Below are 22222 nucleotides of genomic sequence, written 5' to 3'. Positions count from 1 at the left end.
TTATTTCTAGAGGTAGGGTATCGGAAATTGGTTTAGTTTTATAAAAAATCAAGGAATATACTGGTGTTAGCTCGAATGAATATCACAATAAAGCTAAAAATACTCCATTAATGAAGAAGAGGTGCTTAAGATGACAGTAAATTCTATTATTAAGCCAAGCCCGAAACAGCTCGAGTATCAATCATGGGAGTTCGGATTATTTGTGCATTTTGGTCTACGTACGTTTTATGAAGGGTACGTAGATTTTGATCCAAGAGGCATGTCCCCCGAGTTGTTTAACCCGCAGCAATTGGATTGCGAGCAATGGATCCGTACAGCGAAGGAAGCCGGAATGAATTATGCTGTACTTACGGCTAAGCATCATGATGGGTTTTCTAATTGGCCGTCGCAGTACAGCTCGTTCTCTACGAAACAATCGCCATGGAAGGATGGTCAGGGCGATGTTGTTCGGGAGTTTATAGAGGCTTGTCGAAAATATGATGTAAAGCCTGGTTTATATTATTCTCCTTTTGACGGATCTGCGGATTTCTATAACCAGGATGCAAGCGCTTACGATGATTATTTTGTAAATCAAATTACTGAGCTGCTAGGTCAATATGGAGAGATTGATATTTTGTGGTTTGACGGTTGCGGCTCGGAGGATCATGAATATGATTGGAAACGAATCATAGGAGAAATTCGCCGCCTTCAACCGAATATTTTAATTTTTAATATGGGAGATCCTGATTTCCGGTGGGTCGGGAACGAGGATGGCATTGCGCCGATTCCATGCTGGAATGTCGTGGATTCGCTTGAGTTTTCGATCATGACCGAGGAAAAGGAAGCTTTGACGGATAAGCTATGGCTGCCTGCGGAATGTGATGTACAGATGCGAGCGAATTGGTTTTATAGCGATAGCGACGAGCATACGATCAAAAGTCTGGATCAGCTCATGGGCTTATACTATTATTCGGTAGGGCGCGGTGCGAATTTGCTGCTGAATATCGGCCCGGATAGACAAGGCTTGCTGCCTTCGAAAGACGTAAGCCGACTGGCTGCAATGGGTGCAGAAATACGAAGAAGATTTGACAGCCCTATCGCGACCTTGGAGCAATGTACTCACAACCAGCATGAATGGGTTTATGAGCCTGCTCATCCACATCTGATTGATCATATTGTTATTCAAGAGGATTTATCTTCTGGAGAGCATATTCTCAATTTTCAAATCAATATTATGACAGAGAAATCGCATCGAACCATAACGGTATATGAGGGACAAAACATTGGTCATAAAACGATTGTACGAATTCCGCCAGTTAAAGTTCGAGGCGTCTCTCTAACCGTGACCAAGTCGCAAGGCGAGCCTACTATTAAGGAGATATCATTTTATTATGTTGGGGAAATTGGGAATGGATAAAGCATTAAAATTTCGTACTGACGGTACATTCAAAATAGTCCAGTTTTCTGATACCGAGTATATGGATGATGCCGCTGACCTAAATGAGCGAACCGCTGACATGATGCGAACCGTCATGGAGACGGAGCAGCCTGATCTTGTTGTATTTGCAGGTGATATCATCGGTAGTTTGCGCTGCAGCAATCCAGAGCAGTCATTTCGAGATGTAGTATCGACTATAGAAGCGATGAAAGTTCCGTGGGTTGCTATTTTCGGCAATCATGACTCGGAAGCGGGAATCACAAGGGAACAGCTAATGGATATTCAACTGAGCCATAGCTATTGCGCCGCTGAACGGACGGCTGAGCATGTCAGCGGTGTAGGCAATTATGTGTTGAGAATACAGGGTAGTGATGAACGTTTCGCGGCAGCTTTATATTTTTTGGATAGCGGCAGTTATTCTGTCCTTCCTCACATTCATGGATACGATTGGATTCGCAGAGATCAAATTGACTGGTATGCAGCACAATCGCAGGCATTCACGGATCAGAACGGAGGACAACCTATACCTTCACTAGCTTTTTTCCATATTCCGCTGCCGGAGTATCAAGAGGTATGGAATAAGGCCGAGTGCCATGGCGAAAAGAGAGAAGAGGTTTCTTGCCCTCGTATCAACAGCGGTTTATTTTCCGCAATGGTAGAGATGGGCGATGTAATGGGGACCTTTGCAGGGCATGATCACGGAAATGATTATTCGGGCGAGCATCATGGCATTCGCCTTTGTTATGGACGCTCTTCAAGCTATATTATATGGGATACGGATATTCCAATTGGTGCAAGAGTGATTGAATTGCAACAGGGATCCAGAACGTTTGATACTTGGCTCAGATTAAGTGATGGATCGGCTCAGCAGCGCTCGATAGGGTAATATTTAGAAACCGTCAATAAACTTTTGAATTTGTTATAATGGATAGCAAGCGTTATGTTGACCTCCCCTCACAACGGTGGAGGTTTTTTCATGCAACGAATCCCTCAATAAATATTTATAATATAAAACATAGAAATGAGGAGGAAATATGTCCTGGAGCAAATTGAAGCAACAGCTTGAGAGTTTTCTATCTCCTGCTTTACATGGCAGGTTCGAATATCGTGCAACCAGTTATCGTTATTTACCTGACAAAGCAGGTCAATGTTATATTGCGGTAGATAAAAAGAACGTACTCAGTATGAATGATAGCACTACCTTAATTAGATGGTATCAATCGGAGCTGGAAATTAAGAATGATTCAGCTATCGAAATTCCTATCAACCATGAAGAAATTGAAACGGTGAGAAAAGATACCAATGGGAAAGTTCCTGAGGATCGTCTAAAAGTAATGGCAAGAAGCAGAAAACTATCCGAATATGCTAAGGAAATTTTCTCAGCACAATCATCATTAAGTAAATCAAATTTTGTCGTTGCAGCTAATAAGTTTTTATCCACTTCTATAGAGGAAAGTCTAGAGAGCAATGATATCATATTGAATATTTTAGCTTTGGTGGACAGACGAGTTGGGAAAAAGCGGCTTTTAAACATGGCCGAGAAGATGAAGCTAAAGCATCCCATTGTGCAGTATATTTATGAATTACGGCTTAATACGTTATGAGAATAAGTAACTAATTCACCTTTAATCACCGGCGAGTTCTCTATACTGCTTCGGGGTTTTCTCTGTTTCCCGCTTAAATAGGCTGCAAAACTGCGCATCCGTCGAAAAGCCGCATTCCATAGCGATAACCGATATTTGCAAGGGGGTATGCCTAAGCATTGTTTTGGCATGCTCGATCCTACGCTGCAAAATATATTGGCTGGGAGATAACTTGATCTTCTCTTTGAACAAATGACGAAACCGATCATAGCTATAACCAGATTGGTCGGCAAGAGCTTGAAAGTCAATTTTCTGCGTATAGTACTCATCGATGAAAGCCTGGGCGAATCGGATAATGTCATGGCGGCTATCTGGTTCTTGGGAAGGTTGAGCCCGCAGTACCTCCAAATATAAGCGCGAAATCAAATTATCGAGCAATTGCTTATAGAAGGGGGGCTTATCACGAAGCTCTTTGGCCATCATCTGCATGAGGCCAAGAATAGGCCTTGACGGGGAATCTTGGTAGATTCCTTCTTTCAAGGGAGGATAGACGGTGCTGGTGAACCCCGTAAACATAACCTTCGATGGTTTGCCGTGCCATTCATCGTGAGGCGTGCAAGGTGCTATTATCGCATAATCACCTGCCTTGAAAACATGTTCGGCATCCCCGATTCGAGTTGTCCCCTGACCGCAGTCGTAATAAACCAGCTCATAACACTGATGGTGGTGCATTGCAATATGCTCATGCTTCGCTCTCGTTTCTTGATAAAAGAAGTCCAATGAGGCTGCCATTCATAGCTCTCCTGTCATCGTAGCCAATTCGTGATATAGAACGACCGTATGATGCTACTACATTATTTAAATTATTTATAAAATGAATTCATTATAGCATGGCTGAAAAGCCAATTCATTATATAAATGGAGGTAGATGATATGGGTCTAGATTTCGAGGCATTGCCCGTAGATGAGCTGGTTCGCAAGTTGGAGGCTCCGGGTAGTAGAGTTAAAATGGTGCTCGATACGGATACCTTTAACGAGATCGACGACCAATTTGCGGTTATTTATGCGCTATTGTCACCAGAAAAAATAGAGCTTCAGGCTCTATATGCAGCACCGTTCCATAATGAGCTCTCTACGGGGCCTGATGACGGGATGGAAAAAAGCTATAAGGAAATTATTCGCATTCTTAAGCTAATGAATCGAGAGGATGTCCCAGTCTATCGCGGCTCCGAAGCTTATTTGCGTGCTGTTAACTCCCCGATTCGCAGCGAGGCAGCGCTGAATTTGGTAGAACGTGCAATGGCAAGTGATAAGAATGATCCATTATATGTAGTCGGTATCGGTGCCATTACGAATATTGCGAGTGCCATTCTAATAGAGCCGCGAATCATTGAGCGCATCGTTGTAGTCTGGCTGGGAGGCCATGCACTGGATTGGCCTGACACTCGTGAGTTTAATCTCGAACAGGATATTCATGCATCGAGAACCGTAATGAACTGCGGAGTGCCTTTGGTCCTTATCCCATGCATGGGAGTCGCTTCAAACCTTCGTACGACACTATCGGAGGTTAGAGATTATGTGAAGCCATCCGGCGCAATTGGAGAGTACCTCTATGAGACGTACAAAAACTGCAAGGATGATCATTTCGCCTATTCCAGAGTGATATGGGATATCTCGGTTATTGCATGGCTGAATCAGCCCAAGTGGGTTCCTTCGCGGCTTATTCCAAGCCCAATCATTTCGGAGGACTTTCGCTGGAGCACGGACAGCACAAGACATTTGATACGCTGTGCAAGCTATATTGACCGTGACGCGGTATTTCAAGATCTGTTTTCTAAGCTTGCTCTAAGCAAAATGGAGTAACAAGATGACCAAGCCGAGAATAACCGTCGAAGGCTAGCTCAATATGGGTCTTGTAGTGTCCGTATCTCACATTTGCTTACTAGGTTATAGCGAAGGGCCCCTGTTATTCCGAGCGGAATGATAGGGGCTCTTTTGATAGATCTTACTTTAAAAAGGGAATGTCGACGATATTTGAGGGTCGGGTGCAGACCTTGGATCCTTGAGCGTTTCAAAATATTAGTTAATATGTGGGGGCAAATCTATAATTTGTTAAGTTGTAATGTATGCGCTTACTTTCTATAATTTAGTTATTCAAGACATGAATTGTCTTGAATTAAAAGAAAAATTCCTTAGATAGGAGGGACAGATTTCACGTTATTTGAAACAGGACAAGTTACGCACTGTACTGCAAGGAAAAACAACCGACAAAACAATGAAAGGAGAGAGATTTATAAAAGGTAATATTCAAGTAGTGTGTAGGCAAGTTGTGGAAAAACCAAATTTTAGGAGGTAATAATATATGTTTAAGTTTAAAAAGAAAGTGTTTACGTTAGTTATTGCAGCTTCAATGAGTATTTCCAGCTTGTTTGCAGTATCCGCAAGTGCGGCGACAGACTACTGGCAAAATTGGACCGATGGTGGCGGCACAGTAAATGCTACTAATGGATCTGGTGGGAATTACAGTGTCAGCTGGTCAAACACCGGAAATTTTGTGGTTGGTAAAGGCTGGAATACTGGATCGCCATCTAGAACAATAAACTATAATGCCGGTGTCTGGGCGCCGTCTGGCAATGGGTATTTGACTCTCTATGGATGGACAAGAAACTCACTCATAGAATATTACGTCGTTGATAGCTGGGGCACTTATAGACCTACAGGAACATTTAAAGGCACAGTGTCCAGTGATGGAGGAACATACGATATTTATACGACGCAACGAGTCAATGCACCTTCCATTGACGGAACAAAAACATTCACCCAGTTCTGGAGTGTCCGCCAGTCTAAGAGAGCGACAGGCAGCAACGTCGCTATCACTTTTGGCAACCACGTAAGTGCATGGCAGAGTAAAGGAATGAACCTCGGAAGCAGCTGGTCCTACCAGGTGTTAGCGACAGAAGGATATCAAAGCAGTGGCAGCTCTAACGTCACGGTTTGGTAACAGGTCATCTTCAATTAGGGCAATGGATCGGCGCCTGATGAATTTAGTGTGTTGAGAATGTGTTTAATCTTTTGATAATGTTAAGGTCGTCCGGTCTCACAGCCTGCGGCCTTATCTATTTCAAAAAATGATAGAACCTACATGCTACTTGACTATTATCTTTTAGAATCCATCCAGTTGGATCCTTCAGTTTGGACGCATTGAGGATCGTTTCCCATAAGATAAACGCTCCTCGATGCTGCCAGAGGTGAATTGTAGTCTGTTACGGACTATAATTTTTCCTAAAAGTTTAAAGGAGATATAACAATGAGAAAAATAATCGTTTTTCTTATCATAGCAATAATGGTTGTTGTCAGCGCTTGTTCGCAAGAAAAGCCTGATAAAACTTCGAATAAAATGCCTGATGACTTTGTCTTAGTCAAGGGCGGACCGTTTAAGAACAAGAAGTCCAACTACTATGGTGAAAAAGTAGCATTATCGAACTTTTATATCGGCAAATATGAGGTAACTCAAAAAGAGTGGATTGAGATTATGGGGAGCAATCCCTCGGAATTTAAAGGCGACAATTTGCCGGTAGAAATGGTGAGTTGGTATGACGTTGTGGAGTATTGTAATAAGAGGAGTATCAAAGAGGGATTAACACCGTATTACTCAATAGACAAGAATAATAAAGATCCGAAAAATACAAGTGAAAACGATAATCTAAAATGGACAGTAACGATCAATGCAGGAGCGAACGGTTACCGATTGCCGACAGAAGCAGAGTGGCAATATGCTGCAGGTGGTGGTCAGAAGAGCAAAAGCTACACCTACAGCGGAAGCAATAATGCAGATGATGTAGCATGGTATTGGAAAAATGCTGGAGATAAAATTTTATCAGGAGAATGGAACTGGCCTATAGTTGAAAGCAACCATAACAAAACAAAATCCATCGGTGTCAAGAAGCCCAACGAGTTAGGGCTTTACGACATGTCGGGTAATGTAAGGGAATGGTGCTGGAACGGGTTTGGAGATTCGGAAAGCAATAGCAACTCTACCCGAGTTGTGAAGGGCGGGGGCTGGCTTGGTGATGTTGGCGAGTTATCTTATCTGAGCAATTTTGAGGCAAATGGCATGGGACCCGATCAAGGTTTTCGTGTGAGCCGCGATGAATAAAGGATAAAAGCCCAAGAAGAAGGGTCAAAAAGCGATGATTGACAATGTTGTGCAACGATGATAACTTAAAAAATATAAAACATATTAAACTTATCGGAATTACAAGCTGGCTGGACAACCGGAAGCATGGATTATTAAATCCATGCTTTTTTTTATGTTCACAAAGGGTAGGTTTGAGATGAACCTATTAGAGATGGAGTCTGGCTTAGAGAGGAGAGTGTAAATCTTGAAATTTGCTTTGTTTAGCCTAATGATGAACATACCGAATGCTGTAAGCGGGGAGACATTGACCACCCATCAGAAATTTGAGAACGTACTTAAACAGGCTGTCCTTGCTGAAGAACTCGGCTTTGATGCTTATGGAATTGGAGAGCGGCATGGAGCACCATTTATCTCATCTTCGCCACCAGTCGTTCTGACCGCGATTGCTGCCAGAACCGTAAAGATTCGTTTGCTAACAACGGTCACTGTTCTAAGCGTTCTAGACCCAGTGCGTGTTGCTGAGGACTATGCCACACTTGATCATCTTTCGGGAGGTCGACTCGAGATGATTATTGGCAAAGGAAACGACCCTCGCCACTATCCGCTTTTTGGAATTACCGAAGACGAACAATGGGAATCCCTTGCAGAGCGGTATGCACTCCTGAAGCGCTTGTGGCATGAAGAGAACGTAACCTGGCAGGGGCGCTACCGTTCACCGCTTGAAAATGTGACTACACAGCCAAGACCCTTTCAACATTCAATTCCAATCTGGCATGGAAGCGCATCTAGTACACTGTCCACCGAATTGGCTGCGAAATATGGTGAACCGATTTTTTCCTCCAATACGTTTCACCCCCAGGCTAAATATAAAGCATTAATCGATCATTATCGCGAGAGATTGGTTCATTACGGCCATGATCCTCAAAAAGCAATTGTTGGCTCGGGATTTGGAAGCTTATATCTGGCGAACACCACAGAAGAAGCAGTCAAACGATATAGGCCCTATTACGATGCTTTCCATGCAACGGCTGCATCGCAGCACAACAACTCGCCTTTCAAAGACCTCGAGGACAATGTACAAAATGGGCCTGCCTTGATCGGCAGCGCTGATAAAGTGATCGAGAAGATTTTAAACTATCATGAAGCTTACGGGCACCAAGTGGTCAGCATCAGTGTAGATGGCTTGTCAGAAATGGAGCAACGCGAGCAAATTGAACGATTTGCTACTGAAGTGGTACCTGTGCTGCGTCGAGAGGTTCCTAGTACAGTATGGAATAAAGGAGTTGGGAACGAATTGAGGACGTAATTTATTTTTACGTCCTTCATTTCGTTATGGAGTGTCCCAGTCGTGGAGGAATAAGCGTTGTATGAACATTCTGGTTGATTAGGTGTTTTCACTTATGTATGAGTGAAAATTAGAACAATTACCTGTTGTCTTTGATCTCGAGCATATGAATGATGATCGTTGTCCCTTTGCCCACTTCACTGTTCATTTGAAAACGGGCTCCTTTAATAAGCGAAAGCTTTCTAAATGGATTTGTAAAGCCCAGCCGCTCATTTCGACCACACATTAGCTCTTGCTGCTTTTCTATAGGAATCCCGACACCGTTATCCTCTATTATGATTTTGATATGCTGCTGTTCCCGCGCGATAGTAAGACGCAGCGTTCCACCTTTATTACTTTTGATTATTCCGTGAGTAACAGCATTTTCCACTAGCGGCTGCAGTGTCATTGCTGGGATATAGGTTTGAATCGTTTCGTCGATATTATAATCGATATGCAGCCTTTCTTCGAAGCGCAATTTTTCTATCGCTAAGTAAGCCATCACTAATTCTATTTCTTCCTCCAAAGGGACGAGTGAGCGCTGCTTCTGGTAATCCAGCTTTCCTCGGAAATAGGTAGAAAGATGTTCTAATGCAGTTTGGGTTTTTTTCTGGTCAGACCAACTTAGTGCAATAATCGCATTGAGTGTGTTGTATAAAAAATGCGGTGTAATCTGAGCGTAAAAGCTGCTGAGTTCATGCTCCACAGCATCCTGCGCTGACTTTTTCATTAATAATAAGGACTCGATTCGCATCTCTAATTCTTTTAAATTAACAGGCTTCTGCAAGTAATCATTGGCTCCTAATTGGAAGGATACAACTAAGTCAGACAATTGTCCTGCTGCTGTTAATATGATGACAGGCAAATCTACTAAGTCTTGCTTCTGTCTGATCGTTTTGCAAACCTCATATCCCGACATATGGGGCATCATTAAATCTAAAATTAATAGATCCACCTTTTCCGTTTCAATTATGTCGAGTGCTTCCTGCCCGCTGCCTACTGCAATTACGCTATAATGAAGTGAATGAAGCATATTTATAAGTACCTTCAAGTTGGCAGGCTCGTCATCTACTACTAATATCGTATACGGTTTTGGTCCTTTCACTCGTGTAGGCAGGATAACCTGCGACTGCTGCATCTCCCGATTTTTCATTTGGGTAGACGTAACAGGTTCGTTCATTTCGTGATTGTTTATTTCATTATGCTCTAATAGCTGCTGATTAGTAGCCAGCGGGATTGTAAAGGTGAAGCATGAGCCTTTACCTATTTCAGAAGTTACCCAAATACGTCCGCCTGCACTCTCCACAATTTTCTTGGTAATGCTTAATCCCAAACCAAGTCCTTCTGATTTCCTAGACCGGCTGCTTTCAACTTGATAAAAGGTAGTAAATATGAGGTCTTGGTAATCTGAAGCAATACCTGAACCCGTATCCTCAACCGATATGTGCATTTGTTCCTCTACGATTTGAGCTGAGATTGTGATCGTTCCCTGATTGGTGAATTTAATCGCATTGTAGATCAGATTGAACAAAACTTGCTTTAGCTTTTGTTCATCGGTATATACAAGCGGCAAATTTTCTGGGATCATATTGATCAATTGAACAGGCAGAGTGGGCGGTATAACATAGGCAATCTCAGCGAGCACTTCCTCAATAATTCGGATTTCGATCGGTCTGGATGTAAAAGGCACCTCACCTTGCTTTATTCTAGAAATAAATAATAGATCCTTAACCAAACCTGCCAATCTTCTACTAACCGAGTGTATCAAAATAACACTCTCTTGCTGTTTTCTTTTTAAAGGCCCTTCTACACCCTCCAGCAGCGATTGAGAAAGATTCATAATGCCGTGGAGCGGAGTGCCGAGCTCGTGTGATGTTTTGACTAGAAAATCATCCTTCATTCGGTCGAATTCAAGCAATTCATCAGACAGTTCCTCAACTTTATTATATGCCTGCTGTGAACGGTGACTCATTAGTAGCGCCAAGCTCATCACCATAATTAAAAACAAAAGAAGTGACGGAACTTCGATATCCACATCAAATAGCAAGACAATTGCAAGTAAAATACCATAAACAGCAAAAGCAAAAACAACGATCAGCACATAGTCGGACTCATCCGTTTTTTGCTTATAGGCTTTTAGCAGCATAATAAAAATATACACATAACTAATAGCGGTAGTCCCTGAAACAATGAGTTGAATGAGCGGAAATGGAAAATTCACCATTAGATCAATGGTTATATTTAATATACACACTGCCAAGGCTTGAAATCCTAAGATAGCACTTAATGCAGTGACGAACCTTTTACTGGCAGACATGTTGAAGAAATGATAAACAAATAGGAGGAAAAACAAGACGAAAAGCGTAAGTGAAATGGCTTGAATTCCTAGTTGTGAGGCTGGGCTGAACTCCGGAAATAGTAAGTAGATCCATCTTTCATTTATCGTTGATATATGTACAGCTTGCGCTAAACTGAATAGACTGAAATAGAGCTCATACTGGAATTTCCGTTTGTGTTGTAAATAGGTCGTAAAGTATATAAATGAAAACAGAAAGTAGCCGGAAATGAGAAAGGCTTCAATGAATTTTCCACGGCCTTGCTTTGCTAATATTTGATCGGCTAGACCGAATTGGAGGGAACTGACAATCCCACCAACAGCATAGTCATAATTGGCAACTAGTATAACAAGTTCTATTTGTTTGTCTCTACTATTTCCCAAAACGACATATTTTTTGTAATCAAACCGATATTCTTCAGTGCTTTTGGAAGGAACACCTGCTGAGCCAAGCTCTTCCCCGTTTAAATACACTTTATTGGCATTTCGAATCGTATTCAGCTTTACACCGTAAAGGTCATCCTCCGGAACATGTATAAGCAAGCGATATGTGCCTGTCCCATAAGGAGTAGCGCTTTCAGCTCTATAGCGATCCCACGCTGTAGGAACCGGAATGGAATGGCGTTTGTTCTTATAACGTTCAAAGACATCATCAACCGGGCTTGGCACAATTAATTCATCTGGATAGAAGTCCCATTCTCCATCAAGCGCAATCGTTTTTTCATCTTGCCAATCCCAATGCTGCAATGAAAGAACACCATTTTTCGCCACGAATGTATTGGAGTCAAAAACACGAAATGAGTGAAGGACAAAGTAGGTTGTTAAGAGAGTGACAGCGATCATAATTAGAGTGAGCGTCTTTCTATTTTTCAAATAGCCAATTCCTTTCACTATGAGAGCTTCACCCATTATGGTACTTTCTTGTGACCATTCAAACGGGCGGCAGCGCATCTTGTTCTAGTAGCCTTATCGCGTTCAGTCCTTGCTATAGAGGTGATGATGAGGAGAAACTATGGTTTGTCGAATATTTAAATAGTTTACCATAAATGTAATAGAAGTGTTATGGTAGGCATGCCACCGCGTGGTCCATCCAGTGAATATCAGTTGGGGATTGCAGCGTTCAACATTCAAACGTAAGGCTATCGTTTTCCAAGTGGAGGATTGTTTATATGGTCAATATTCTTATTGTGGACGATGATCCTAACATTCGCGCCTTGATGCGCCTTTATTTGAAGAATGAAGGATTCAATCTGACCGAGGCGGACAACGGCATCGATGCGCATGCTATCGTCAAAGGTTCGGGAATCGATCTGGTCATCCTCGACATTATGATGCCGCAAATGGACGGATGGGATTTGTGCAGAGAAATTCGGAAAAGCGATCCCGACATTCCGCTTCTGATGGTAACGGCCAAGGGTGAATCGGGTCAAAAGATAAAAGGCTTCCAGCTCGGGACCGACGATTATATGACGAAGCCGTTTGATCCGATTGAGCTTGTGATGCGGGTTAAAGCGTTACTGAAGCGATCCCGTATTGCCTCGTCCCAGGTCATACCGTTGGGCGAAATCGTACTGAATCGGAAAACGTATAAGGTCATGCGGGGAGAAGAGGAATTAGCGTTGCCGCTAAAAGAATTTGAGCTGCTGTTCATGCTTGCCGGCCACCCAGGGCAGATATTTACGAGAGAGCAGCTGATCACTCAGATTTGGGGCATGGATTACGAAGGCGACGACCGAACCGTTGATGTACATATCAAGCGGCTTAGGGAACGCTTTGCCGGGGACGTCCGCCATTTTCGCATTGAAACGGCACGCAGCGTCGGCTATCGTCTGGTGGTGAATCCGGGATGAAATCGTTATACGTTCGCGTCGTGCTGACTTTTCTGGCCGCCATTGTCATCAGCTTGGTCTCATCCCTTCTTCTCGCCCTTGCTCTATTCCAGAATGATCTGAACGCTACGGGTAAAAACGATATGATCGCGGCCGGCGATCGTATAATACGCGTGTACGAGCAAACGAATCCTCCGGATTTGGATGTGTTCATGAATGACATGGCTGAATTGGTTTCCTATACCTTGCAGCTATACGACGGCAATGGCGGGATGTACTCCTATGTGCCGAGCAAGGGCAAGAAGGTCGGAGCGATTAACTCGGAATCGGTTCGCATGGTACTGCGCGGAGAACCGTACCGTTCGCATGGAAAAGATAACGGTACGTTCGTCGGCCTTCCGTTTTCTTCCGATGGAAAACATTATGCTTTATTTTTTCAGAGCTCTTCCAAGAACGAAATTACGATCTTCCGATTATTATTCACTATTCTGTTCCTCATGCTTGCGATCGGAAGCTTGTGCATTCTCATTGCTGGCAGATACCTGGTGAAGCCTCTTCAAGCGATGACGGATGCGACTAAGCGGTTGGCCAAAGGGGACTTCGAGGTTGAGTTGAAAATCATTCGCGGAGACGAGCTCGGAACTCTCTCGCGGAGCATCAACGACATGGCTAGGGAAATCAAGCAATTGGAGCGGATGCGACAGGATTTCGTATCAAACGTGTCCCATGAAATCCAATCGCCGTTAACTTCCATCTCCGGATTCGCGAAGGCGTTGAAGGATGGCAATCTGGTTATTGCGGAGGATGATCGTGTTCAATACTTGGATATAATCGTTACCGAGAGCGATAGATTATCCAGACTCAGCGATAATCTGCTGAAACTCGCGTCCCTCGAATCGGATCATCATCCGTTTGTGATGGAGTCGTATAAACTAGATGAGCAAATTCGACGAGTAATCGTCGCGTGCGAGCCGCAGTGGTCGGCCAAAAGCATTCGCGTCGACATAGAGTCCCCTTCGGGAGCCGGCGCCGATATAACGGCCGACCGGGATCAACTCAATCAAGTTTGGATGAATTTGCTTGGGAATGCCATCAAGTTCACGCCCCGCGCCGGTCAAGTTCTCATTGGGATCAGCCGGCCTCATCCTCATGAGATTGCTGTTGTTATAAGCGATTCCGGGATCGGTATTGCGCCGGACGATTTAAGCTCTATTTTCGAGCGCTTCTACAAAGCGGACAAGTCACGGGCCCAAGACCGAAGCGGCAATGGTCTCGGTCTTGCCATCTCCCACAAAATCGTTGCTCTCCATCGCGGAAGCATTGAGGTGAAGAGTACCGTCGGACTGGGCACGACATTCACCGTGATGCTTCCCGCTGCCTTGCATAACGATTCGGCCATTTGCAAATAAGTTCACGCTCCGTTCATATTTCTCCAATACACTCAGTTCGATTCACATATAACTGATCGGAGGAATAGAAACGATGAGCTTTATTCAAGATGTTATCGATTCATTGAAATGGTTGACTGTCTGGGAAATGATCTTATGTGTATTAAACTTGTTCGTTTTGCTGAGGTATGCTTGGCCCCTTCTCAAAAATAACCGCTGGTTGGATTTTATACCGAGCGCAGGTGTAATCATTGCGATTATTAGCCTTATGAATGGCGACGCCTCTATACTGGCTCTGCTGATTTACTCCTCTACGGCCATCCTATTCTTAAGTACTGCGAGAAGAGTCTTTAAACCGGCCATTAAGCCGATGTCTTCGAAATTTCGCTTTGTCATGGTTATCGTTTGCGTCCTTGGTACCCTTCCTACGCTATTGGCATTAACCGTTGCGGGAGAAGTTCGATACAATCCGGTGAGCGATTTAAGCCATATGAGCTATTCCAAAGCTTTTATCGCGATGAACGAAAGGTTGTCCGCCGAATACCCTTTCGGAGATTGGAAAAAAATCGATTGGGAAGCAAAGAAAAAGAAATACGAGCCTCTATTCCTCCAAGCGGAAATCAACCATGATCCGAACCTCTACTATAAAACTTTAAGGGATTACCTCTTTTCTTTCCGCGATGGCCATATCGAAATTGCGAATGAACATCTGTACGACGATAATAACACGTTTAAAAATGAAGTCGGCGGCGGAGTCGGAATTAGCGCCGTTCAATTGGATAACGGCAAAGTATTGGTTAGCTTACTGTTAGCTGGCAGCCCGGCTGACAAAAGCGGAATCAAGCTCGGAGCCGAAATCATGTCGTGGGACGGGAAAGACGTTCGGGAAGCATTGGACCAAACGTCATGGAGCGAGAATCCGTCGGCAACCGAAGGAGATCGGATTCAAAATCAAGGGCGTTTCTTGGCAAGAGCTCCAATCGGCAAAGAAATCGAAGTCGAATTTCGGAATTGGGATGATGAAGCGAGCAAGACTGCGACGCTTACAGCTTACGACGATCAATACGAGACCTTGAAGAAAACGAAAATTAAGCTAAAAAAAGAAGATCCTCCCGTAGAAGGCGAGATCCTTCGAGAGGAATACGGGTACGTGAAAATCAGATATTTTCTTCCCGGAACGACACAATCCGATCCCGCGCAAGTGCTGGAAGACCAATTAAAAGAGTTTCAAGAGAAACGCGTAAAGGGAATCATCATCGATCTACGGGATAATCCGGGCGGAGACGACGAACTCGTTGCCCAAATGGCAGGACATTTTGTGAACGAGAAGAAGTTCTATGAATACGTCAGTTACTACAATCGAAATACGGGACGTTTCGAAATCAACCGCGCCGAAACCAGAACCGTTCATCCTTCGCGGAGTTGCTTTCCAGGGGAAATCGCGGTCCTCATTAATTCGAACACCGCGAGCTCAGGGGAAGGATTGCCGTTGTTCTTAAAAGGAATGCAAAATGTCAAGATTATCGGCTTTGCGTCCACGAACGGTTCGTTCGGAGTCGTGTCCGCTCCTATAGAAATGAAAATGCCGGGAGGATATATCTTGCGGTTCCCGGATGGCCGATCACTTAATCAAGACAAAACGATTCAAGGCGATAGCGATGAACGCGGATTTGGCGGAGCGACTCCCGATATCACAGTTCCGATGAACGAGCAAACATTTAAGATGAAATATATCGATGGGCAGGACGTGGAATTGAATTATGCATTAGCATCTTTGAAGGAGAAAAACAAATGACCATAATCGACAAATTAGCATCGTCACTTAACCGCAAAGACGAAGGTCCTAACCAGGAGCTGGCGAAAAACATTGCCGATCGAGATGATAAAGGAGCTGTAATAGAACTAGTTGATAACTTGCATAACAATGACAAGAACATCCAAAGCGATTGCATTAAAGTTCTCTATGAGATTGGAGATCTGAGGCCATCTTTAATTGCTGAATACAGCAAAGAGCTTGTAACATTGCTTGATTATGGAAACAATCGACGAACAGCTTAAGAAATGTCCGACCAATCAGCTTCCAATGTATGCGGAGAATGCAATAGCCATCGTTAACGATAATAACAAAGCCCTTTTCATAAAGACGCTTTCCTCACGACTGGGCGATATTGATAAGGAGACAAAACGAAAGCGAGTGGAGAAAGTGATTAAGAAATTGAGTTGAAGCTTAAGTGAAAAGTTATTATTCAAGGGGAGTAGCCTAACAGGCTGCTCCTTTTTTGTGAGCAAGTGGAGTTAACAATCATAGCTGAGGGGCTATCATCAAATTTTGTTGGCGATAGCGTGACAATAGATCGATCAATCTCCTTCTGGAGACCGAGCGCAAAATACATCGACTGAGGGAAGGTCATTTCTTTTGGATGGTATATGATGGAAAAATAGTGCAGCAATGGGGCGTTGCCTCCATAAGTTAACCGGTGAAACAACAAACCATGTTCTAAAAAATAGAATACGAGGAGATGAAGGTAGTGAAAAAGTTAATCGATTTCAAAAATGTAACCAAAGAATACAACATAGGTGAAGTGACGATTAAGGCGCTAGCAGGTGTTGATTTTTCCATATTAGAGGGGGAATTCGTTGTCATTTTAGGTGCAAGCGGTGCCGGCAAAAGTACGATTTTGAATATACTTGGCGGAATGGATACAGCTTCTTCTGGTCAAGTGTTTGTTGGTGGCCATGAAATCACAAGATTAGGCGAAAAAAAATTAACAGAATATCGTGGTGAGAAGGTAGGTTTTGTATTTCAATTTTATAATTTGATTCCGAATTTAAACACGCTAGAGAATGTTGAATTTGCAACGGAAGTATGTAAAAACCATTTGGATGCTAAAGATATTTTACATAAAGTGGGATTAAAAGAACGGATCAAAAACTTTCCTTCCCAGTTATCTGGAGGGGAACAGCAAAGGGTTGCTATCGCGAGAGCGGTTGCCAAAAATCCTTTACTGCTGCTTTGTGATGAGCCCACCGGAGCTTTGGATTATGTAACGGGCAAGTCTGTCTTAAAGCTTCTTCAAGATTTGAACAAAGATACGAAAAAATGCGTTGTTGTGGTCACACATAACTCTGCAATTGCTCCTATGGCTGATAAAGTCATAAAGGTTAAAAGCGGAAGGATTGAGAGCATCACTATAAATGAGGAAAAACAAAGTGTTGAAGGGATTGAGTGGTAATTATGAAATTATTTTTGAAATCAATAAGGGATATCAAACAATCGATAGGACAATTTATAGCTTTTGTTTTGGTTATCGCAGTAGGAGCTTTCTTCTATACGGGGCTTGTAACTTTAAGTGACAATCTTGGCGCGTATACGAAGGTTTATTTTAAAGAACATCATTTAAGCGACTTAAATGTATACTACAGCCAAATTTCAAGCGATGATGTGGCTCGTCTAAGCGAGATCGCAGGTATTCATAAAATAGAAGGACGGTATAGCTTTGATGCCACGCAAGCTTTTAAAGATTATAAAGCGATTTTGAAAATCCATTCGATTCCTGAAAAAAATGAAATAAATACGCCTACGATCATTACGGGCAATATCCCGTCAAAACAGGATGAAATCGTATTAGATTCCGCTTATGCCAAAGAACATCATTTTCAACTAGGTGATTCACTCAGTATTAGCAGCAATGGCAGAAGCTTTAATTTTACAATTAGCGGCTTGATTGAGAATGTTGAACATACTAAAAAGAACGAAACGCAGGACCATAAAATCAGCGGAATCGCTTATATTGCCGAAGCGGCAATTCCTGCAATCGCTGACGGCTTTTACTATAATGAAGTTATGATTGAGGCTCAAGAGGGTTACGATATAGATAAAATAGGTCAAACCATTGAGGTTCAATCCAAACAACTCCCTTATTTAACTCAAGAAACTAAAGAACGGTCTTTCAATTACTCGCAATTAAACCAAACAATACATAATAACAAATTGATGAGTAAGGTTATACCTCTTGTTCTCTTTTTAATTGAAGCAATTATTCTGTTCCTTACGATGTCGAGAATTATAGATTCACAAAGAAACCAAGTAGGCATTATGAAAGCATTAGGTGTAAAAAACAGAAATATTATGCTTCATTATATGGGCTATCCTGTGCTGGCAAGCATCATAGGATCTATCCTTGGTTTTGTCATATCCGCTATTGTATTTATTCCATTAATTACGGCGTCGAATGCAAGGGCTTACTCTATGCCTGGCATTTCATTTACACTTTCATTATTTTCTATTATTCCTCCTATTATTTTCTCCAGCGCTTTTGGAATCCTGTCATGTTATTTTAGTGGCAGAACGATATTAAATGAACGTGCTGCCCAGGCGATGCGCCCTAAACCGCCAAAGAAGATGAAGAAGCTGCTCATTGAAAAAATTCCGGGTATTTGGAGCCGAATTTCATACAGCCATAAGCTCATTTTGAGAAATATATTTTTAAATAAACAAAAAGCTTTAGCGAGCTCCGTTGGTGTTGTTGTAAGCACTGTTTTATTGATCACTGCATTTGGCACACAAATGTCTTTGGTGAAGGTGGCTGATCAAATTGAGGATGTGTATACCTATGATTTGAGAGTCGATTATGCGGTAGGAACATCTTCTGATTCGATTAATCTCTCTTCCAATATTGCAAAAAGCCATGGATTATCTACCTTTCCTGTTGCCTTTATAAAAGAGGATGTCAAAGAAAACGCCACATTAGTGGTTACGGAAAAAGAAAACGACCTTATTCATTTCTTTGATGAAAATGATAAAAGAATTCGTTTAGAAAACAATGGTGTACTAATACCGAAATCTTACGCAGACAAGTATCAAATTGCAGAAGGCGATACGATCCAAATGGAATTTACAGCACCAGAGCTTAACCAAAAATCGGTGAACATGAAGGTTCTAAAAATATCTAATCAGTATTCGAATCCTTCGTTTTATAGCACACCCGAATATATGAATAGTTTAGGTATAGACTATCGCCCAACCTCGGTTTTAGTTAAAGCGAACAGCTCGGCGGATCTGATAAGCGTTCGTAATTTCTTTGAGCAGGATCAACGTGTAGACACCATTGCAGATAAGGATGATCTAAAGAAATCCGCGCAATATATTTTGAGGCAAAATAGTTTTGTATTCATTATGTTTATCATTTGTGCGGTCATACTCTCCTTTGGGGCTATCTATACGATATCTTCCATTAACATTTATGAAAGGATTCGTGAGCTTGCAACACTGAAGGTATTAGGCTATCAAAAAAATAAAATAAACCGGCTTATCTTCTCTGAAAATATCATTTTAACCGCCTTTGCGGTAATTGTAGCGTTACCGATCAGCGGCTATATCTACACCATTATTGTTCAGGCATTGTCGAGTCCCCATCAGCAAATCCCAGATAAATTAAACATAACGATCTTGTTAGTTTCTATTCTGCTTGCGTTCTTACTTACTACGCTTTCTAATTTACTGCTTCGGCGAAAAGTTTCTCAAATTAATATGATTGAATCATTGAAAAGTATTGAATAAAACGTATTAAGCGTTTCACTAGGTAAGGTTTTCGAAAGCTTCACAGGGCATTTATGTTAAACACGCTATAGTTTAGCGTGTTTTTTTGTGCTGTGATACCTTTTGCTAATAACGAACTCAGAGGGGACAAATGGCTATAGAAGGATAATATTAAACGATTCCGTTTTCTATGAAGTTGAAATTAAAACCCATTTACAAAGAATAAGAGATATTTATCCCTTAATAACATAATCAACCTTCTTTTTGGTTATGGAGACAACTCGTACAATAAAGGGAGAAACATATCAGATACTCGCTTTACACCGCAATTTCCCCCCCGATTTTCTTTGTGCAATCTTCTTTTCTCTTGTTCAAACGACTTAGCAGAACTATGATGTGACGGTTTTCCTTTGTTTTTATCCTTACTTTAGGAGGTGACTGGGCAGAGTCTATTTGATATTCACTTATTGAAAGCGATTTCAAAACTGAAGGAAGAGGTGTATTTAAGAAATGGTACTAGGCGGAGCATCGGTACGAAAAAGTAGTGTTATCCTGTTGGTTGCTTTTCTCATCCTCTCATTGTTTTACTCCCTAGCATTTGGTGGACAGAAGGTAGAAGCAGCTTCAAATTCAAAGATAATCGGGTATTATCCCTCTTGGGGTGCCTATGGCAGAAATTACAATGTCATGGATATGGATGTTAGCAAGGTAACTCATATTAACTATGCGTTTGCAGATATTTGTTGGAATGGCATTCACGGAAATTCAGATCCGACAGGGCCTAATCCCGTGACATGGGCTTGTCAGGACGAAGTTGGTACGATTAACGTGCCAAATGGGACAATCGTATTAGGCGATCCTTGGATCGACACAGGAAAAGCGTTCCCTGGGGATACGTGGGATAAGCCGATAAAGGGCAATCTTGGGCAGCTGATTAAGCAGAAGCAAGCTAATCCTCATTTAAAAACTATTATCTCCGTAGGCGGATGGAGTTGGTCGAACCGATTCTCTGATGTTGCGGCCAGTGCGGCCACAAGGGAGACATTCGCTAATTCAGCAGTAGACTTCCTACGAAAATATCAATTCGATGGCGTTGATCTCGACTGGGAATACCCGGTAAGCGGAGGGTTAGCTGGCAATAGCGTAAGGGCTGCTGATAAGCAAAACTATACGCTGCTGCTTCAGAAGATTCGGGAGAAGCTTAATGCTGCGGGTACGGCGGATGGTAAAACTTATCTGCTGACGATTGCCTCAGGTGCAAGTCCGACGTATGCACAAAATACCGAGCTAGGTAATATTGCTGCGATTGTCGATTGGATCAACATTATGACATATGATTTCAACGGCGGCTGGCAAACCGTAAGCGCCCACAATGCTCCACTGAACTATGATCCAGCAGCAGCAGCGGCGGGCGTTCCAAACGCGGCGACGTATAACAGTGCGTCTGGCGTGCAAGGGCACTTGGATGCCGGAGTTCCAGCTAGTAAAATTGTGTTGGGAGTCCCTTTCTATGGTCGAGGCTGGGCCAATTGTGCAGCGACCGGTAATGGGCAGTATCAAAGCTGCTCTGGCGTGCCTGCGGGTACATGGGAAGCGGGGTTATTTGATTATACAGATCTCGAAAACAACTACATTAATAAAAACGGCTACACACGTTATTGGAATGATACAGCGAAGGTACCTTACTTATATAACGCTGCTAAACGTACTTTTATCTCCTACGATGATACAGAATCACTGGGCCACAAGACAGCCTTCATTCAAAGCAAAGGGCTGGGCGGTGCCATGTTCTGGGAGTTTAGCGGTGACCGAAACAAAGTTCTATTAAACAAGCTGGCGAGCGATTTGGCAGGATCTGGTAGTGCAGACATCATTGCGCCATCGGTACCGGGCAACCTTCAATCCACTGCAAAAACATCAAATAGTGTAACATTAGCTTGGGGTGCGTCCACTGACAACGTTGGCGTGACGGGTTATACCGTGACTTATGGTTCTACAAGCGTAAACGTCACAGGAACGAGCACGACAATTAGTGGACTTGCTGCTAATACAGCCTATACGTTTACTGTGAAAGCGAAGGATGCGGCTGGCAATATTTCGGGAGCGAGCAATGCACTTCCAGTAACAACGAATCCAGCTGCGGGAGATACAACCTCGCCAACAGCGCCAACGAATCTTCAAGTCACAGCCAAAACATCCTCCAGCGTCAATCTTTCATGGACGGCATCTACCGACAACGTCGGCGTAACCGGTTATACCGTGACTTATGGTTCTACCAACGTGAACGTTACGGGAACGAGCACGACAATTAGCGGTCTTGCCGCAAGTACGGCTTATACATTTACTGTAGTGGCGAAAGATGCCGCGGGCAATGTTTCGAGCGGCACATCGATTGCTGCTACGACTGATGCAAACGGTGGAACGGTAAATGCTTGGGCACCTAATGTAAGCTACAAAGCAAACGATCTCGTTACTTACGGAGGCAAAACCTATTATTGTATTCAGCCTCATACATCATTAGCTGGCTGGGAACCATCGAATGTGCCAGCATTATGGGGTTTGAAATAAGCAAGAGCAGCCGCCCTGCCTAAGGGCGGCTTTTTTTATTTTTTAAACGCTTAATAAAAGGAATAATAAGTTAATTATTTATTCATTTCAAATAGAATTAG

General features: G+C 42.8%; 16 protein-coding genes. 14 read left to right on the top strand and 2 right to left on the bottom strand.

Features of this window, described 5'->3' with window-relative positions:
* Positions 1 to 130 precede the first annotated feature (130 nt).
* The 3 genes from ACIFSR_RS30395 to ACIFSR_RS30385 all read left to right on the top strand — a co-directional run bounded on the left by ACIFSR_RS30395 (position 131) and on the right by ACIFSR_RS30385 (position 3021).
* Positions 131 to 1396, top strand: a complete 1266-nt coding sequence (locus tag ACIFSR_RS30395) for an alpha-L-fucosidase (RefSeq protein ID WP_430062393.1) — start codon at positions 131 to 133, stop codon at positions 1394 to 1396.
* Positions 1389 to 2303, top strand: coding sequence for a metallophosphoesterase family protein (locus ACIFSR_RS30390; RefSeq protein WP_430062391.1), 915 nt, complete (start codon positions 1389 to 1391; stop codon positions 2301 to 2303). Before ACIFSR_RS30395 ends, ACIFSR_RS30390 begins: the two co-directional genes overlap by 8 nt.
* A 148-nt stretch (positions 2304 to 2451) precedes the next feature.
* Positions 2452 to 3021, top strand: a complete 570-nt coding sequence (locus ACIFSR_RS30385) for an SF0329 family protein (RefSeq protein ID WP_430062388.1) — start codon at positions 2452 to 2454, stop codon at positions 3019 to 3021.
* A gap of 21 nt (positions 3022 to 3042) precedes the next feature.
* Here ACIFSR_RS30385 and ACIFSR_RS30380 read toward each other — a convergent pair whose 3' ends face one another.
* Positions 3043 to 3792, bottom strand: a complete 750-nt coding sequence (locus tag ACIFSR_RS30380; RefSeq protein WP_430062385.1) for an AraC family transcriptional regulator — start codon at positions 3790 to 3792, stop codon at positions 3043 to 3045.
* 141 nt (positions 3793 to 3933) lie between these two features.
* On the opposite strand from ACIFSR_RS30380, the gene ACIFSR_RS30375 reads away from it, so the two are divergent.
* The 4 genes from ACIFSR_RS30375 to ACIFSR_RS30360 all read left to right on the top strand — a co-directional run bounded on the left by ACIFSR_RS30375 (position 3934) and on the right by ACIFSR_RS30360 (position 8444).
* Positions 3934 to 4863, top strand: coding sequence for a nucleoside hydrolase (locus tag ACIFSR_RS30375; RefSeq protein ID WP_430062382.1), 930 nt, complete (start codon positions 3934 to 3936; stop codon positions 4861 to 4863).
* A gap of 499 nt (positions 4864 to 5362) precedes the next feature.
* Positions 5363 to 6001, top strand: a complete 639-nt coding sequence (locus tag ACIFSR_RS30370) for a glycoside hydrolase family 11 protein (RefSeq protein WP_076269489.1) — start codon at positions 5363 to 5365, stop codon at positions 5999 to 6001.
* A gap of 306 nt (positions 6002 to 6307) precedes the next feature.
* On the top strand, positions 6308 to 7156 hold the full coding sequence (locus ACIFSR_RS30365; protein ID WP_339208128.1) for a formylglycine-generating enzyme family protein: 849 nt from the start codon (positions 6308 to 6310) through the stop codon (positions 7154 to 7156).
* A 226-nt stretch (positions 7157 to 7382) separates the two neighbouring features.
* Positions 7383 to 8444, top strand: a complete 1062-nt coding sequence (locus tag ACIFSR_RS30360) for an LLM class flavin-dependent oxidoreductase (protein WP_339208129.1) — start codon at positions 7383 to 7385, stop codon at positions 8442 to 8444.
* A gap of 118 nt (positions 8445 to 8562) precedes the next feature.
* Here the strand turns inward: ACIFSR_RS30360 and ACIFSR_RS30355 are convergent, their stop codons facing one another.
* Positions 8563 to 11688 carry a hybrid sensor histidine kinase/response regulator gene (locus ACIFSR_RS30355; RefSeq protein ID WP_430062377.1) on the bottom strand — a complete coding sequence of 1042 codons (3126 nt, stop codon included), beginning with the start codon at positions 11686 to 11688 and terminating at the stop codon, positions 8563 to 8565.
* A gap of 278 nt (positions 11689 to 11966) precedes the next feature.
* Here ACIFSR_RS30355 and ACIFSR_RS30350 point away from each other — a divergent pair, with 278 nt between their 5' ends.
* From ACIFSR_RS30350 to ACIFSR_RS30320, 7 genes are all read left to right on the top strand, one after another.
* Complete coding sequence (locus tag ACIFSR_RS30350; RefSeq protein ID WP_430062374.1) at positions 11967 to 12647, top strand: response regulator transcription factor; 681 nt, start codon at positions 11967 to 11969, stop codon at positions 12645 to 12647.
* Positions 12644 to 14035 (top strand): sensor histidine kinase, encoded by a 1392-nt coding sequence (locus ACIFSR_RS30345; protein WP_339208133.1) that lies wholly within the window; start codon positions 12644 to 12646, stop codon positions 14033 to 14035. The genes ACIFSR_RS30350 and ACIFSR_RS30345 overlap by 4 nt, the downstream gene beginning before the upstream one ends.
* 73 nt (positions 14036 to 14108) lie before the next feature.
* Complete coding sequence (locus ACIFSR_RS30340) at positions 14109 to 15809, top strand: S41 family peptidase (RefSeq protein ID WP_430062370.1); 1701 nt, start codon at positions 14109 to 14111, stop codon at positions 15807 to 15809.
* A complete protein-coding gene (locus ACIFSR_RS30335) occupies positions 15806 to 16072 on the top strand; it encodes a hypothetical protein (RefSeq protein WP_339208136.1) in 267 nt (88 codons plus the stop codon). Before ACIFSR_RS30340 ends, ACIFSR_RS30335 begins: the two co-directional genes overlap by 4 nt.
* Before the next feature lie 470 nt (positions 16073 to 16542).
* Positions 16543 to 17247 (top strand): ABC transporter ATP-binding protein, encoded by a 705-nt coding sequence (locus tag ACIFSR_RS30330; RefSeq protein ID WP_339208137.1) that lies wholly within the window; start codon positions 16543 to 16545, stop codon positions 17245 to 17247.
* Between the two features lie 2 nt (positions 17248 to 17249).
* Complete coding sequence (locus ACIFSR_RS30325; protein ID WP_339208138.1) at positions 17250 to 19574, top strand: ABC transporter permease; 2325 nt, start codon at positions 17250 to 17252, stop codon at positions 19572 to 19574.
* 489 nt (positions 19575 to 20063) lie between these two features.
* Positions 20064 to 22121 (top strand): glycosyl hydrolase family 18 protein, encoded by a 2058-nt coding sequence (locus tag ACIFSR_RS30320; protein ID WP_339208139.1) that lies wholly within the window; start codon positions 20064 to 20066, stop codon positions 22119 to 22121.
* Positions 22122 to 22222: the final 101 nt, after the last annotated feature.

This window comes from Paenibacillus sp. NRS-1760 (assembly GCF_050467785.1).
GTDB lineage: Bacteria > Bacillota > Bacilli > Paenibacillales > Paenibacillaceae > Pristimantibacillus.
The sequence above is the reverse complement of the archived record's forward strand: the minus strand, read 5'-3'. Positions and strand labels throughout refer to the sequence as shown.

Excerpts from the sequence above, each read along its gene's own strand:
- ACIFSR_RS30325 (WP_339208138.1), top strand. The coding sequence starts at position 17,250 with ATGAAATTATTTTTGAAATCAATAAGGGATATCAAACAATCGATAGGA.
- ACIFSR_RS30375 (WP_430062382.1), top strand. The coding sequence starts at position 3,934 with ATGGGTCTAGATTTCGAGGCATTGCCCGTAGATGAGCTGGTTCGCAAG.
- ACIFSR_RS30390 (WP_430062391.1), top strand. The coding sequence starts at position 1,389 with ATGGATAAAGCATTAAAATTTCGTACTGACGGTACATTCAAAATAGTC.
- ACIFSR_RS30365 (WP_339208128.1), top strand. The coding sequence starts at position 6,308 with ATGAGAAAAATAATCGTTTTTCTTATCATAGCAATAATGGTTGTTGTC.
- ACIFSR_RS30385 (WP_430062388.1), top strand. The coding sequence starts at position 2,452 with ATGTCCTGGAGCAAATTGAAGCAACAGCTTGAGAGTTTTCTATCTCCT.
- ACIFSR_RS30340 (WP_430062370.1), top strand. The coding sequence starts at position 14,109 with ATGAGCTTTATTCAAGATGTTATCGATTCATTGAAATGGTTGACTGTC.
- ACIFSR_RS30320 (WP_339208139.1), top strand. The coding sequence starts at position 20,064 with ATGGTACTAGGCGGAGCATCGGTACGAAAAAGTAGTGTTATCCTGTTG.
- ACIFSR_RS30370 (WP_076269489.1), top strand. The coding sequence starts at position 5,363 with ATGTTTAAGTTTAAAAAGAAAGTGTTTACGTTAGTTATTGCAGCTTCA.
- ACIFSR_RS30380 (WP_430062385.1), bottom strand. The coding sequence starts at position 3,792 with ATGGCAGCCTCATTGGACTTCTTTTATCAAGAAACGAGAGCGAAGCAT.
- ACIFSR_RS30345 (WP_339208133.1), top strand. The coding sequence starts at position 12,644 with ATGAAATCGTTATACGTTCGCGTCGTGCTGACTTTTCTGGCCGCCATT.
- ACIFSR_RS30395 (WP_430062393.1), top strand. The coding sequence starts at position 131 with ATGACAGTAAATTCTATTATTAAGCCAAGCCCGAAACAGCTCGAGTAT.
- ACIFSR_RS30335 (WP_339208136.1), top strand. The coding sequence starts at position 15,806 with ATGACCATAATCGACAAATTAGCATCGTCACTTAACCGCAAAGACGAA.
- ACIFSR_RS30350 (WP_430062374.1), top strand. The coding sequence starts at position 11,967 with ATGGTCAATATTCTTATTGTGGACGATGATCCTAACATTCGCGCCTTG.